This is a genomic window from Quyinboa sediminis, from assembly GCF_042219855.1.
Lineage (GTDB): Bacteria > Bacteroidota > Bacteroidia > Bacteroidales > UBA5342 > JBHJHP01.
This window is the reverse complement of sequence record NZ_JBHJHP010000004.1, coordinates 107290-123009: the sequence shown is the minus strand read 5'-3', so window position 1 is coordinate 123009 and position 15720 is coordinate 107290. Positions and strand designations below refer to the sequence as shown.

9 protein-coding genes are annotated in these 15720 nt (G+C 40.6%); 4 read left to right on the top strand and 5 right to left on the bottom strand.

The genetic code is table 11. The annotated features are described in order from the left end of the window. Positions 1-5: 5 nt before the first annotated feature. From ACE1EF_RS11050 to ACE1EF_RS11035, 4 genes are read left to right on the top strand one after another with little or no spacing between them, the layout of a single operon-like run. Positions 6-1619, top strand: a complete 1614-nt coding sequence (locus ACE1EF_RS11050) for a glycoside hydrolase (protein WP_375720725.1) — start codon at positions 6-8, stop codon at positions 1617-1619. 7 nt (positions 1620-1626) lie between these two features. Next, positions 1627-3012 carry a sugar porter family MFS transporter gene (locus tag ACE1EF_RS11045; RefSeq protein ID WP_375720724.1) on the top strand — a complete coding sequence of 462 codons (1386 nt, stop codon included), beginning with the start codon at positions 1627-1629 and terminating at the stop codon, positions 3010-3012. A 36-nt stretch (positions 3013-3048) separates the two neighbouring features. Continuing rightward, on the top strand, positions 3049-6387 hold the full coding sequence (locus ACE1EF_RS11040; protein ID WP_375720723.1) for a DUF5107 domain-containing protein: 3339 nt from the start codon (positions 3049-3051) through the stop codon (positions 6385-6387). Between the two features lie 17 nt (positions 6388-6404). Continuing rightward, positions 6405-9182: a sugar-binding domain-containing protein gene (locus ACE1EF_RS11035; protein ID WP_375720722.1), complete on the top strand. Its 2778-nt coding sequence runs from the start codon at positions 6405-6407 to the stop codon at positions 9180-9182. Between the two features lie 16 nt (positions 9183-9198). Here the strand turns inward: ACE1EF_RS11035 and ACE1EF_RS11030 are convergent, their stop codons facing one another. The 5 genes from ACE1EF_RS11030 to ACE1EF_RS11010 all read right to left on the bottom strand — a co-directional run bounded on the left by ACE1EF_RS11030 (position 9199) and on the right by ACE1EF_RS11010 (position 14744). Further along, entirely contained in the window at positions 9199-9849 is a 651-nt protein-coding gene (locus ACE1EF_RS11030) for an NAD(P)-dependent oxidoreductase (protein ID WP_375720721.1), read from the bottom strand. Between the two features lie 82 nt (positions 9850-9931). Further along, positions 9932-10810, bottom strand: coding sequence for a helix-turn-helix domain-containing protein (locus ACE1EF_RS11025; RefSeq protein WP_375720720.1), 879 nt, complete (start codon positions 10808-10810; stop codon positions 9932-9934). Between the two features lie 68 nt (positions 10811-10878). Then, a complete protein-coding gene (locus ACE1EF_RS11020; RefSeq protein WP_375720719.1) occupies positions 10879-11610 on the bottom strand; it encodes a DUF169 domain-containing protein in 732 nt (243 codons plus the stop codon). A gap of 68 nt (positions 11611-11678) precedes the next feature. After that, on the bottom strand, positions 11679-13091 hold the full coding sequence (locus tag ACE1EF_RS11015; protein ID WP_375720718.1) for a hypothetical protein: 1413 nt from the start codon (positions 13089-13091) through the stop codon (positions 11679-11681). Positions 13092-13202: 111 nt separating this feature from the next. Then, positions 13203-14744: a BNR repeat-containing protein gene (locus tag ACE1EF_RS11010; RefSeq protein ID WP_375720717.1), complete on the bottom strand. Its 1542-nt coding sequence runs from the start codon at positions 14742-14744 to the stop codon at positions 13203-13205. Between the last annotated feature and the right edge of the window lie 976 nt (positions 14745-15720).

Sequence of the window (15720 nt, the reverse complement as noted above, 5' to 3'; positions counted from 1 at the left end):
TAAGGATGAGACGCATATTAATTTTATTATCAATACTGTTATCAGGTCATTTACTTGCTCAAACCAGTGAGGTGACTATTCTGGTAAACCCTGAAAGAACATACCAAAGTATTCAGAATTTTGGGGCATCCGATTCCTGGCGTGTACAGTTTGTGGGCGAAAACTGGCCAATATCTAAACGTGAAAAAATCGCCGATCTCCTCTTTAGTTTGGACACAGATGAAAACGGAAATCCTAAAGGGATCGGGCTTTCAAACTGGCGTTTTTACATCGGAGCAGGCTCAATGGAACAAGGTGATGATTCTGATATCAGAAATGTTTGGCGACGATCTGAGTGCTTCCTTGACGCTGAAGGCAAGTATGACTGGTCAAAATATAAGGGCCAGCGTTGGTTTTTACTGGCCGCAAAAAAACGGGGTGTTCCTGAATTTACGGCTTATACTATTTCACCACCCGTGTTTTACACAAAAAACGGCCTGGCACATGCCACAAAAGGTGATTTAGGTTTTAACCTTAAGTCGGATAAATATGAAGCTTATTCAAAATTTCTGGTTGACATCATAGAGCATTTTGAAAAAAATGAAAAGGTATATTTTAATTATTTGAGCCCGTTTAACGAACCTCAGTGGGCATGGGATCAAAGCAACCAGGAAGGCACACCTGCCACAAATCAGGAACTGTACAGATTTATAAGCATCCTTTCAAAGGAATTAAAGGCTCGCGGCTTAAATACCAAACTTATTATTGGTGAAGCCGGTGATCTGGAATATCTGTATAAAAAGAAAGGGAATAACTCAAACGGGGATCAGATCAATATCTTCTTTAATCCTGAATCAGAGATGTACCTTGGCGATTTGCATAATATGGAATATGCTGTTACAGCACACTCCTACTTCACGACATGGCCAGTAAAAACACAGCTTGACGTTAGGCAAAAACTTGCTAATCGTTTGGAAGAGATTAATCCTGATCTGGATTTCTGGCAGACCGAATTTTGTATTCTAGAAAAAAATGATGAAATGCATGGAGGATGGGGACGTGATACCGGAATGCCAACCGCACTGTATGTCGCACGTGTCATTCATTCGGATCTTACAATTGCCAATGCGCGATCATGGGATTGGTGGACGGCGCTTTCCCAGTTTAATTACAAGGATGGACTGATACATCTGGATGATGGCAAAGGACCGGGTGTGGTAAATGATACAAGCCAGTTAAATTATAACCTACGGTTCGATGGTGAAATTACCGAGACCAAACTGCTTTGGGCTCTGGGAAACTATTCGCGGTTTGTTCGCCCCGGGATGGTTCGGATTGATGCAAAAATTGAGAATGGGTTATCACCTTTAGAGCAGGCTACAGACTTACAGGTTGCAGCATTTAAAGATACAACTTCCGGCAAACTGGTATTTGTTTTTGAGAACTACACCCATAAAGATAAACCAATCCGTCTGAAAGGATGTGACATAAGTACCGGTCAACCGGCTTTTTTTATCACAGATGAAAAAAGAAATCTTCAAAAATATCAGGTGCGTTTGGACCAACTTGTTATTCCCAAACGCTCGGTTTCAACACTGGTGATAGAAAAGCAGAATACACTTAAATCAATAAATTTATAGCAGAACGATGCATAAATTCAATACAAAATACATATTTACCATATCCATGGTTTCGGCCATGGGAGGTCTGTTGTTTGGATACGACTGGGTTGTTATCGGAGGAGCCAAACCATTTTATGAGCAGTTTTTTTATATCAGTGATGCTCCTTTTCTTCAGGGTTGGGCCATGAGCAGCGCACTTCTCGGCTGCTTACTTGGGGCGGTCACATCAGGTGCTTTTAGCGACAGATTTGGAAGAAAGAAATTGCTAATATTCTCAGCCTTTCTTTTTACCCTTTCAGCTGTTGGAACCGGTGCAACATCCGACTTCAGCTTTTTCATTTTTTATCGTGTACTCGGAGGTATAGGTATTGGACTCGCATCCAACCTGTCACCCATGTATATTGCTGAAATTTCACCGGCATCCATGCGTGGAAAATTCGTTTCATTAAACCAGCTCACCATCGTAATCGGGATTCTGCTGGCTCAGATTGCCAACTGGCAGATAGCTGAACCTGTTGCGGCAGACTCAACTGCCGCAGACATTCTGGCGTCCTGGAACGGGCAAATGGCCTGGCGGTGGATGTTCTGGGCAGAAACAATTCCGGCTGCCGCATTCTTTCTGCTTATGTTTTATGTTCCTGAAAGTCCGAGGTGGCTCGCTAAAAACGGTAATCAAAACAAGGTATTGAATATACTGGGTAAAATTGGAGGTGAAAAATATGCTAAAACTGAATACGATAATATACACCGGAATTTACTGAATGATGCAGGCAAAGCAAATTTTAAATTTCTGAATTCAAAAGGCATGCGTAAAATATTGCTGATAGGTATTGTTATAGCAGCCTTCCAGCAATGGTGTGGCATAAATGTTATCTTTAATTATGCCCAGGAAGTTTTTGCAGCTGCGGGGTATGGGGTTTCCGATACATTGTTTAATATTGTTGTTACCGGAAGTGTGAACCTGATATTTACTTTCGTGGCCATTTATACCGTAGATAAACTGGGGCGTAAATCTTTAATGCTTATTGGAGCAGCTGGCCTTTCAGGCATTTATGCATTCATGGGAGCAGCCTATTATTTCCAGCTTACCGGATGGCCACTTCTTTTGCTGGTTGTTGCTGCCATCGCCTGTTATGCCATGTCATTAGCACCCGTAACCTGGGTTGTCCTTTCAGAAATATTCCCCAACAGAATACGTGGCGCTGCCATGTCTGTTGCAACGGTATCACTTTGGTTGGCAAGTTTCCTGTTAACCTACACGTTTCCACTTCTGAACAAAGCATTCAACGCTTCCGGGACATTCTGGGTCTACGGTCTGATTTGTGTCGCAGGACTGATATTTATATATAAACGTTTGCCTGAGACAAAAGGTAAATCACTGGAAGAAATTGAAGCAGAAATATTAAATTAGCATAAATACAGGATCCATATATAGGAGAAGGATAAAATGAAACATGTTGAAGCATATAAACGAAAGCTGGTGCTACCAACTTATGAACTTGGAAAATCAGAAATAAATCCCGTATTTTTTGAAAAACGTGTTTATCAGGGATCATCGGGTAAAGTTTATCCGGTTCCGTTTATCGATAAAGTTTACGATCATAAAGTTGATAAAGAATACCAGGCGGCAATTCTGGAAAATGACTTTGTTAAATTAGTGATGCTACCTGAGATTGGCGGCAGGATATTTGAAGCGCAGGATAAAGCCAACAATAATTATAATTTCTTCTACCAGCAAAAGGTGATTAAACCTGCCCTTGTTGGTCTGGCAGGTCCTTGGATCAGTGGTGGCGTGGAGTTTAACTGGCCTCAGCACCACCGCCCCGGAACATACCTGCCTGCTGATGTTTATATCGAAGAGGAAGCAGATGGTGCCAAAACTGTCTGGATGTCGGAATACGACCCTATGTATCGTTTAAAAGGCATGCACGGCATACGTATCCGTCCTGATAGCGCTTTAATAGAATTAAGAGGGCGTTTATTTAACCGCACCCCACTGACTCAAACCTTTTTATGGTGGGCAAACGTGGCCGTTGAAGTCCATAAAGATTATCAAAGCTTTTTCCCGCCCGATGTACATTACGTGGCCGATCATGCAGTGCGTGCAATGAGCAGCTTTCCGAATGCAGAGAATGATTATTATGGTATACCCTATCATAAAAGACCGGGAAAAAACGATTTGCGAAACTATGCCAACATTCCTGTTCCAACCAGTTATATGGTTTGCGATACCAAATATGATTTTTTCGGTGGATATGATTTTAAGGCTGACGGTGGTTTTATTCACGTTGCCGACAGACATATTGCTCCCGGTAAAAAACAATGGACCTGGGGAAGTGAAGCCTTTGGAAAAGCATGGGATCGTGAACTGACGGATGAAGGTGGACCCTATTTTGAGCTGATGGCAGGAGTTTATACCGATAATCAGCCTGATTTCACATATTTGCTACCATACGAGACCAAAACCTTTTCGCAGTACTGGTGGAGTTTTAAAAAGTTAGGCCCCGTTCAGAATGCCAATAAGCAAATGGCCGTACGACTTGAAATCCTGCAAGGGAATAAGTTGGATCTGGGTGTCGCTGCCAGCAGTGTTTTCGAAAACATCCGTATTAATCTGAAAATCGGCGAAAGTATAAAAACATACACTAATGTCTGTGTTTCGCCTGATGAACCATGGATAGATAAGACCATGACAATTGAATCAGGACAGGAGAATTCAATTTCATTGATTGTCCTTGATGAATACGGTAAGGAGTTAATTGCGTATCATCGACGTGAAATCTGTAAAGAAAGGAACCGCAGGCTTGCATTTGAACCCAAACTACCTTCTGAAATTGAAAGTGCAAATGAGCTGGAATTAGTAGGTGAACACCTGGAGCTGTATCGTCATCCAACCCGATATCCTGAACCATACTGGAAGGAAGCTATTAAACGTGATCCGAAAAGCTATAAATCATACATCGCTTTGGGACGTGTTGAGCTTAAAAACGGCAGGTTCGCTGAAGCTGAAAGAAACTTCAGAACGGCTATTGACATCATGACCACATATCACCCAAATCCCGTATCCGGTGAGGCGCATTATTTTTGTGGATTAGCCTGTTCATTCCAGGATAAAAAAGAAGAAGCTTACAGCTTGTTTTATAAAGCAACCTGGAATTATGAGTGGCGTTCAGCTGCTTATTATCAGCTGGCAACACTGGATTGTTTAAAGGCTGATTATAAAACAGCCCTGGAGCATCTCGATGCTTCTTTGGATACAAACCGGCAGAATAATAAGGCACATATCCTGAATTCTGTTATCCTGAAACGTTTGGGTCGTAAAGAAAGTGCTCAGAAGATATTGTCAGAATTGTTCTTAAATGATTCACTCGATCAGTGGGCAAAATTTGAATCAGCAACTTTATCTGAAAACTATAGTGAATTTATTGAATCATCACGAAATGATGCGCAAACTATCATCGATATTGCTTTCGATTATGCTGAAGCCGGCTTTTATACAGAGGCTATTGCTGTAATTGAACTGCACCATAGCAGTGGGATACCGGAATGTGTTGTGCCCAATCCGATGGCAAAATCGGTAATGACAGACTTTATTCTGGCCTGGTTGTATGAACGGAATGGTGACCCAGCGAAATCCCTTGATTTACTGAAAAAGACAAAATCAGCTTCCTGCGATTATGTTTTCCCATCGCGAACATACGAGCAACTGGTATTGGAATGGGCGTTGCAAATGGATAAAGAAAATACAGTGGCTGCATTTGGATTGGGAAACTACTATTTCAATTTAAAGCGACACACAGATGCCATTAGGGTTTGGGAAATGGCTTCCAATGCCAATAGCCATTATGGAACTTTGTACCGCAATTTAGGTATTGCTTACTGGAATACCTTTGAAGATGGTAAAAAAGCCAGACAGGCATTCCTTAAAGCCATTGAATGCTCTCCAAACGACATGCGGATTCGCTATGAATATGACCAGCTGAGAAAAAAATTAAATGATGATCCAAAAGACAGATTGGATGATTTATTGCCTGTTATTGATCAGATCACAACCCGCGATGATTTTTCGGTGGAACTGGCAGCGCTATACAATTTCAACGGGGAATATAACAAAGCGTTGAATCTGTTGGAAAAACGAAATTTCCATCCATGGGAAGGTGGTGAAGGCCAGGTATTGAGACAATTCACCTATGCCTGTTTGAAATTGGGGCAGGCAGCACTACAGAAAGGAGATGCTGAGACGGCTTTGGAATACTTTAACAGATCAGTGAATACCCCGGATAACCTGGGTGAAAAATACCATCCGCTCCAGGCGGTTGCCCATATTAACTACTGGAAAGGTATGGCTTTAAAGGCTATGGGAAAAGAAGAAGAAGCCAATGCACATTTTATGGAAAGTACCAACGAAGAAGGCGATTTTATTGACATGGCAGTCAGTGCCTATTCTGAGTTATCGTACTACAGGGCAATTTCGTTAAATGAATTGGGAAAAACGGATGAAGCGAATAGATTATTGTCAGATATCAGAATATTTGGAGAATCTAAACTGAACCAAAAAGCACAGATTGACTATTTTGCCACATCATTGCCTCTGTTGCTTGTTTTTGAAGATGATATTCAAAAACGAAATACAATAGATGCAAAGTATCTAATTGCACTGGCACAGGTTGGCTTAGGATCATACAACGATGCGATGCAAAATCTGAATGATCTTTTGAAGTTAAACTCCATGCATGTGGGATCAAAAGATTTACTGGAGCAAATCTCCGTAAAGATATTGCGCTAATTATTAAAAATGAGTACATGAAGGCGGTATTACATTATTTGGTAGTAGTCATGGTTGTTATGACTACAGGGTGTTCAAAATCATCGGTTAAGGAAATTGATCTCGCAGGAGACTGGACTGTAAAACTGGATTCCATGAATTCAGGCCAGGATGAAGGATGGGCTGGCAAAAACCTTGAAGGCGTGACCATTCAATTGCCGGGCACCCTTGACGATGCCGGATTGGGAACAACAAATACGCAAGTGCCGGTAATGGATAACAGTGTCATGTGGGGATTAACCCGAAAACACCAGTACATTGGCAAAGCCTGGTACCAGAAGGACGTTGATGTTCCGGAAAACTGGGAAGGCAAAAACATTCACCTGGAACTGGAACGGGTCATCTGGCAATCCCAGCTGTTTATTGATGGGAAACTTATTGGGAAAAATGAAAGTTTAACAACGCCACATCGCTTCGATTTAGGTTCATCATTAACGCCTGGAAAACATACGGTTACAATTTTAATAGACAACGCTGATATTTATCCCCTGATTAATGTAACAAGTGATAAATATCCTGACCCGGTCAATCAGGAACTGGCGCATTCTTATACCAACCATACACAAATTAAATGGAATGGTGTTATCGGCAACATAAAACTTTCAGCCTCTGAACCCGATGAAATAAAAGATCTTCAGGTCTATTCCAATGTAGCTGAAGGAACAATTAAAGCGGTATTCAGTGTTCATTCCAATTCTGAAAATGATTTAAAATATCAGATACTGACAACTTCCGGAGTTGTGCTTGCAGAAGGAATTGTGGAAAACGGGAAAGATGAGATAACAATCCCAAAACCGGATGAAGTCAAACTCTGGGATGAATTCAATCCGAATCTGTATGAATTCAGGCTGTTTACAAATGATGTAAGCTCAAGTGTAAAATTTGGTTACAGTCAGATCCAAAAAGACGGGAATGTACTAACCTTAAACGGGAAACGTATTTTTTTACGTGGCAACCTCGAATGTGTCATATTTCCGTTAACCGGACATCCGCCAATGCATAAAGATGGTTGGGCAAAATTATTGGCACAGGCCAAAGCGTATGGTTTAAATCATTTGCGCTTTCATTCATGGTGTCCTCCCGCAGCAGCATTTGAAGCGGCCGATGAAGCCGGATTTTATTTTCAGGTGGAACTTCCTCACTGGAGTTTGCATTTTGGTGAGGATGAAAAAACGACCCGCTTTTTATTGAACGAAGCAGACCGGATTCTAAGCGAATACAGAAATCATCCTTCTTTTATATTGATGTCTCTGGGCAATGAACTGCAGGGCGATGCTGATCTGATGAATTCCACCGTAGCTGAATTACGTGCTAAGGATAACCGTCATCTGTACATGACAACCACCTATTCGTTTCAGTATCCGTTAGGTACAATAGCCCAACCGGAGGATGACTACTTTGTCACTCAAAAAACCGATAAAGGCTGGATCCGTGGACAGGGAATATTTAACGCACAGCCGCCAAACTTTAACGAAGACTATACGGCCGCCAGCGAACATGTACCGGTCCCATTAATCTCTCACGAAATCGGACAGTACTCCGTTTATCCTGACATGTCAGAAATTGAAAAATATACGGGAGTACTTAAACCGCTCAATTTTATGGCAGTAAGAAACGAACTGGAAAAAAACGGATTACTGGATCTGGCTCCTGAGTTTACATATGCATCCGGGAAACTGGCTGCCATGCTTTACAAGGAGGAAATTGAAAGAGCCTTAAAGACACCGGCTTTTGATGGTTTTCAGTTGTTACAGTTACAGGATTTCCCAGGCCAGGGAACGGCACTTGTAGGTTTGCTGAATGCCTTCTGGGAATCAAAAGGCGTGATCAGTGCCGAAGAATTCCGTCAGTTTAATTCCGAGCTTGTTCCGCTTCTTCGTTTTGAAAAAGCCGTTTATGAGGATGGCGATATGTTTACTGCCTCCCTGGAAGTTGCCAACTTCTATAAAGAAATGCAGGATCAAACCTTAGACTGGACCGTAACAAACAAACACGGTGAAAAAGTGCTGGAAGGAACCGAAAACAATATCAACCTGGCTTTAGGTAATAATCCTGATTTAGGATCAATTGCGTTTAAAGTTTCAGCCGTTAAAGCAGAAAAGTTGTTGATCAGTGTGGCATTACGAGGTTCTGATTATCAGAATAGCTGGCCTATTTGGGTCTATCCGAAAAAGGTAATCCTATCTTCTGATAATGTTGTGATTACTTCATCGTTTGCCGAAGCGAAACGGGAACTGGATAAAGGCAGAACTGTACTGCTCAATCCTGATTACAAAAAGTTAAAAGGCATTGATGGACGTTTTGTTCCTGTATTCTGGAGTCCGGTTCATTTCCCGAATCAACCCAGTACAATGGGCATGCTGATGGATGAAAATCATGCGGCGTTTAATGATTTTCCAACCAGTGGTTATACGGAATGGCAGTGGTGGGATCTTTGCATCCATTCCAAATCCATGATTATCGATTCACTGAATGTGACCCCCATTGTCAGGGTTATTGATAATTTTGTTACGAACCATCACCTGGCTAGTGTTTTTGAAGCTAAAGTTGGAAATGGCAAGCTCATTTTTTCTTCAATCGATTTAATTAACAATCTTTCCGAACGTTCTGTAGCACGTCAGTTGAGGTCAAGTTTGTTACAGTATATGGAAAGTGATACCTTTAAACCTTCTGGTTCAGTAAATATGGATGAACTTGATTTTACTGATGAAACTCAGCAGAAACAGTTTGAGGCTTCTGATATTTATACGGAGTAAATCATATCGACAGATATCAGTACGCTAATACCGGTTTCTTATGTACAAATTCGTCAGAATGAATTTGTTTAATGATAAAATCAGCAAGATCTGCCCGACCAATTTTTCGTCCTCCTTTCGGGCAATGCCTGTCCTGTACTCTGTATTTCCCTTGTAAAGGTTTATTAACCAGATACGTGGGCCGCACAATTATCCAGTCAATGTCTTTTGTATCATCCAGAATAGTTTCCCATCTGGTCTGATCATAATATACCTTATTATAATTGGGCCGAATGATCCTGTTTAAGAAGAAGTTATCGGTTGAAGGATCGCTCATATCAATAGTACCGGCAGTAATTGTGATCAGTTTTTTCACCCCGTTCAACCGCATAGCTGAAAGAATATTTCTGCCACCCTGAGAATATATTTCAGTATAATTGTTCTTAGTACCAGTTCCGAGTGCAGAGATGATCAGATCACACTCCCTGAAGTTAATATTGAGCTTATCGGTATCAAAAACACCACCTGTTATCACTTCAACCTGACCATCCTTTATCTTTCCTGTTGCAGACAATTTCAGTTTGTCAGGGTTTCTTACCAGAACTTTGACCTGATGGTTATCCTGAACCAGTCTTTTTAAAACTTCATACCCCGTATCTCCTGTGGCGCCAAATAAAAAAACGTTCATATTGTTTGCTATTTCGATTTCTTCAGTTACCTACAAAATTAGCAAAGTAGTGTATAACCCATTTTTCAAAATCGTGTAGTAATTAGGACAAACCGTGCATAATCTGCTTTTTAAATTCTGTTGGTGTCACTCCGGTAATCTTTTTAAACAGTCTGGAGAAATATGACCGATCATCATAACCAACCTCCAGGCTGATTTCGCCAATATCCTTTGTAGAGTTAAACATAAGAATCTGACTCTGAAGAATTGTTGTTTCCTGGATTACTTTTTTACAGCTCTTGTTAAACCGGGACCTGACACAACGGTTAAGATAATTCTCAGAAACATTAAGTTCCTGTGCATAAAAGGCAAGAGCCTTTTTTGTTTGATAGTGTTTTGTCACCAGGTTTTTGAACCTGTTTGCAACTTCATTTTGCCGGGAAAACACTTTCTTACTACCCGACAGATCTTTTAGTTTGAAAAGCAATGCCTGTAGAAGTCCGGATCCGATATTTCTCTGTGGATTTTCTGAGGACACCTCAGCGAATAACAGCTTGCATAATGAATTAATCCAGTCATTACTTTGGGCATCAGGAACGAGTTTTGTATTGATAGTGATAAAATCGGTCAACTCCATTTTACCTGTTATTGCCGTGACGGTTTTGTTTTCAAGTAAAATAAAAAAACCACATAAATCATCACCTACAGATTTGATAGAAAAGGCCTCACCCTCGGGCACAAATAAAACAGAAAGTGAAGTAACATGGTAAGTCTCAATACCAACCTGCTGGTAGAAACTACCTTTACTTAAATAAACTATAAAGTGGTAATCAGCCTTTAACAGAGGGGTTGGTAAGATGAGATATTTTGAAATAAAGTCCAGGGGGTAAACCTGAACCGGTGTTCTTTGCCATCTGAACTCAGAAGGAAGGCTTTTTATGTGTGTATAAATAAAATTAGTATATGTTGTTTCTTTTACCATTCCTCTCGACGTCTGAATCCTTTTTTATTCTGCTAACGAAGCGAAATAATTAATACCTGATGTTATATTTATTCAATTCTTGCCGAAAGTTTCTGCCATGTACCTTTACTCAGGAAGCTCTCGTCAACCTCAGATTCCAATTCAATAAAACGTTTATACGGTATACTGAACGATAACAGGTTTTTATCAATATATTGCCTTGCTGAAGGGTCTGTTAATCCTACAAAACATGTTGTTCCGTTGTTTTCAGCTTCACTAAGTGGATACATAACTGATTGCTGACAGCCGGAACCAAAGTCAATCTTCACATTATCCTGACTCGGTTTATCATAATTGGCAAACCACATCAAAGCAGAAATCTGATCTGCATTGGCAAAAAAAACAACAATTTCCGGAACCTCAGACTCCTTTAATTCTGAAAGTGGCTTAAATACAAGATAATTGTCCGTTTGAAGTGACGGGAGTTGATTTACAAAGTCTTCAGCCAATTTCGGGCTTTTCTTGTAAAATTCACCTTCTCTGCCACCCGGAACACCGGTGGACAGGAATTGTGAAATAAAATCCATATCATAACAACCAAAGCCAAGCCCTACTTTACCACCGACACACGTTGTTGTTTTACCATCAGACACTGCTGTTCTTCCCTTTGATGCCGCATATAACAATGATACAACGCATCCCCATTTACCTTCTTTAAACTGAACAGCATTCTCCGGTTTTACAGGAGTACGAAAAACTGCGACAGGATGGTTTTTAAGTTTAATTGAAGATGCAATTTTGCTGTTGGTTATTACCTTCATATCTTTTCTTTAAACGAAATATCGGGTTGATAATTTACTTTATATGGGTTATTTACATGCAAAAGAAGCTAACAAATCTTCACCACCGGGATACCGAATAAAAATCCCAGTTTTTGAATTTTGTCAGCAATATGGCCTGTACCGATTGCACAGTGGTGAGCCGGACCTTGTTTGCTCCAACGGTTCATAAACTCACGCGCTCCAGGTGAAAAACGGTAACGGCTGTTTGTGTTACCTATATTCAGTACCGGCCCTTCCACAGACTCCCCTTCCGCCACAAGAAAAGAAAATCCTTTTCCATCCTCCACTACCGAAAGTAGTGTGACAGGCCCGTGTTTTACGGTCATTTGTATGGAAAGACCTTTTCCCGGTTTTCCATGATAGACGGGTAAAGGGACCAGTTTTACACGTTCCTCCGCGATTGCAGAATGTGCAGGCCCGTCATGACCAAGCAGGATAACATCTTCATGAAAATCCATAAGGTAGAACTCCGAGAATGATCCGCCAGCACCAAACTCGGCCATAATCTTCATAGCCTGTGCATTTTTCACCTCACACTCTCCTGCAACTGGAATATTTTTCCCAGTCAGAATAGTATTACCGGCAATAACGGATGTTACGATATTCTCATACTCATTGCCTGGCATCCCTTCATAATAATAAGCAAGCGATCCCAAACGGTGTTTGCCAATCAGTTTATCCATTGCAACGGCAGTCTGTGCAGCCCGTATGATTTCGGCAGCTTCACAGTCCGGATCAACCTCAAAAACAGTTTTGAATTCCGCTATTTTAGCATTAACCTCATCTTGTGATACGCTATCCCGCATGGCTTTCACCTCACACATCTCCAGTAATTCAATGTGCGTTCCAAAAACAGCAGACAACTTTGCAGTATCGGTGTAAACATCAAGCATACCACCATAGTAATGTCCAAGGATTCCAAAACGGTTGAGTTGAACTGAGCGATGCACTTTTGCTGCCATTGTCCATTCCTCTATTTCCTTCCAGGCGATAGGGTCATCCAAATAACCACTTATAATATCATAGGTGATACCGGACCTATTGAAAACGCCAGCTATTTCCGGCACGGAACAAGCCTGGCAGTGTTCCAGCCATTGACCAGTCATTTTACCGCGGTCGTCGAGCCTGTTAAATGCGTTGTAATTGAGCGCGGCAACAGGCTGTAGGTTTAATATGATGACCGGAACCTTGACCTTCTGAGCAACAGGCAAAACCGTTGAAGAAAGGGCATAAGTTGAAACAAAAAGGAAAACCAGATTCACATCGCTGGTCTTTAAATGGCTGGCTGCATCTTGTGCCTTTTCTGCATTGTCAACCATACCTGCATCAACAACCTCCACGTCAAAACCAGTCAGTTTATTATAAATCATGTGCTGATATGATTCCAATTTATTCAATAAGCCATCGAATTGGGACCAATAGGTGTCCAGACCAATACCAAATAAACCTATTTTAGTCATAATGTTGTTATAAGGTTTTTTAAATCACAATACCTGCTTACTTTTTAACCCCGGCATTATTTTGTTAATACCTAAGTGGAAAAGAATCTGCTTACAAATCTTTTATCAATTCTATTCTAATTCAATTAGTTCCATCATATAATCATCCGGGAATGGAGCTGCTGGTTTTCTATCATTGCTGGCTCCCATGGTCTCCCAGCGCAGAATATGTCTGCCGTACTGATTAATATGAACCTGGACCGGTTTTGAAAATGCCCCCTTTGTCGTTACCTCATTCAGTTCAACCGGATAATCGGGTTCAATCTCCCTTACCGCAATGGGTTTCAGTGTGTTTTCGTCGAGAATTATTTCTCCGGTGCCATATTTTGAGTGGTAATAACTTACGCCAAGTTTTCCATTCCCTAAGTTCTGCATACCTAACAGTTTTATTTCAAACACAATAGAACCCCATCCTGAAAAATTAAAACGATAGACCCAGTTTGTGATACATTGTTCTTCCCACCTTCCCTGACCGGTAAAACGATAAACATAGAGCTGCGAATTACCCAATGAATCGTACTTCATATTACACAATACAATCCGGTTCTCAGCATCAAACGTATGGCCCTGTACGCCGTTCAGCATACCTGTACCATAATGCTTTGATGAGGGATCCACTTTAAGTTTGTCCTCAGAAAATACGATCGGACTTGTAACCGGATCACCCGCTACATTCTCCCACTGTTGTAAATCTTTACTTCGGGCATAGGAGAAATTATGATTAGTAGCACAATCCGGAGTTTCCCTCCAAACCCAGTACAAATGATAATAATTATCCGGACCGAATACAGGACCTTTCATATATGCATTTCGCTCTCCAAGTCCATCGATAAGGGGTTTATCCAGAAAACGTTGCCATGTTTTAGTTTGAGGATCCCACTTGTTGTAAATTTCAAATCCGTTTCCACTTCCACCCGAACGATAGTGAAACAGCAGATCTCCTTTACTTGTTTTCATAAATTCCGGATAGGTCACACGTTGTTCTTCCCTGCCTGTCATATAGTTTATCTCCTCAAATTCTGAGGCATCATAAGGTTTTTTTGAACGCCAGTATTTAAGCGGTACATTATGCATATTTCCGCTTACATGAATATATCCGTCATTATCAACAATTATTTCGGCATAATTATGTGAATCCCAGGCGATTTTTGAATTCAGAATGGTCTTATTAAAACCACTGTCTTCCAGTTTTCTGTATCCAACACAAAAGTTTTTATCCTTATCGTAATAAGCAATATAGTGATTCTCTCCTGCTGTGACCTGAGAAAAATCAACCGGAAAGGATGCTTCTACCAGGTCTATATCAAACCGTTTTTTAATACGGAAATCCGGTGTATTTGCTTTTTCTTTTTTTATGGTAAACAGTAGACTGTCTTTTTTTGCTATTTCCCTTTCAATTCTTGTTGAATCCCATGAATTACGCTCTGTATCTCTGACCAGACTCTGGTAATAACCTTCTAAATCTGTTCTGCCGTAAATAGTTATGGCAGTCCTGATTTCATCCATATAACTCCCGGGCAGGAGTTTATGCTCATCCCATTCCTGTCCATGGATTTGTATACAGTGAATGCTAAACAATCCGAATAATACTATCTGCAATACCTGCTTAATCATGTTGTTTCCAATAGATGTTTTATATAACGATCTGTTAATTAGTTTTTTGAATAGTCTCACATTGACTATAAACATAGGGAGTATAAAGGTAATGGATTGAAACAAAAAATTGACTTCACAAGCGTTTTTTATTAATTTTTTAAAACGCTATAATCATTACAGCGTATAATTAAAGTAAGGTATTAATCAAGATATAACAAAGCTGTAAAAACAACTTCAGAGCTCAAACAAAGTAAATCAATAGAGAGCGCTTTATTGATTCAAACGACTTAAACGAATCTGTTTATATTTATTTATCAGTACCGGCAATGATGGATCAGGAGACAATTCAAAATATACTTTACGAAAACTTTTCGACGAAAGAACATAAACAAAATATAGTGTAGTCAGGGTGTAAATGTGGGGCGTACTGTCCCGAAGCATCGGGAGAACCTGTGACCTCTTGCTTATATAATTCTAAGTACTGAAATGATTAATGGAACTGCGGCGTACTGTCCCGAAGCATCGGGAGAACCAGTGACCTCTTGCTTATATAATTCTAAGTACTGAAATGATTAATGGAAGTGGGGCGTACTGTCCCGAAGCATCGGGAGAACCTGTGACCTCTTGCTTAAATAATTCTAATTACTGAAATGATTAATGGAAGTGGGGCGTACTGTCCCGAAGCATCGGGAGAACCAGTGACCTCTTGCTTAAATAATTCTAAGTACTGAAATGATTAATGGAAGTGGGGCGTACTGTCCCGAAGCATCGGGAGAACCTGTGACCTCTTGCTTAAATAATTCTAATTACTGAAATGATTAATGGAAGTGGGGCGTACTGTCCCGAAGCATCGGGAGAACCTGTGACCTCTTGCTTAAATAATTCTAATTACTGAAATGATTAATGGAAGTGGGGCGTACTGTCCCGAAGCATCGGGAGAACCAGTGACCTCTTGCTTAAATAATTCTAAGTACTGAAATGATTAATGGAAGTG

Bases quoted from the DNA above. Each gene is read 5' to 3' on its own strand.
- ACE1EF_RS11050 (WP_375720725.1), top strand. From the start codon at position 6: ATGAGACGCATATTAATTTTATTATCAATACTGTTATCAGGTCATTTA.
- ACE1EF_RS11045 (WP_375720724.1), top strand. From the start codon at position 1,627: ATGCATAAATTCAATACAAAATACATATTTACCATATCCATGGTTTCG.
- ACE1EF_RS11040 (WP_375720723.1), top strand. From the start codon at position 3,049: ATGAAACATGTTGAAGCATATAAACGAAAGCTGGTGCTACCAACTTAT.
- ACE1EF_RS11035 (WP_375720722.1), top strand. From the start codon at position 6,405: ATGAAGGCGGTATTACATTATTTGGTAGTAGTCATGGTTGTTATGACT.
- ACE1EF_RS11030 (WP_375720721.1), bottom strand. From the start codon at position 9,849: ATGAACGTTTTTTTATTTGGCGCCACAGGAGATACGGGGTATGAAGTT.
- ACE1EF_RS11025 (WP_375720720.1), bottom strand. From the start codon at position 10,810: ATGGTAAAAGAAACAACATATACTAATTTTATTTATACACACATAAAA.
- ACE1EF_RS11020 (WP_375720719.1), bottom strand. From the start codon at position 11,610: ATGAAGGTAATAACCAACAGCAAAATTGCATCTTCAATTAAACTTAAA.
- ACE1EF_RS11015 (WP_375720718.1), bottom strand. From the start codon at position 13,091: ATGACTAAAATAGGTTTATTTGGTATTGGTCTGGACACCTATTGGTCC.
- ACE1EF_RS11010 (WP_375720717.1), bottom strand. From the start codon at position 14,744: ATGATTAAGCAGGTATTGCAGATAGTATTATTCGGATTGTTTAGCATT.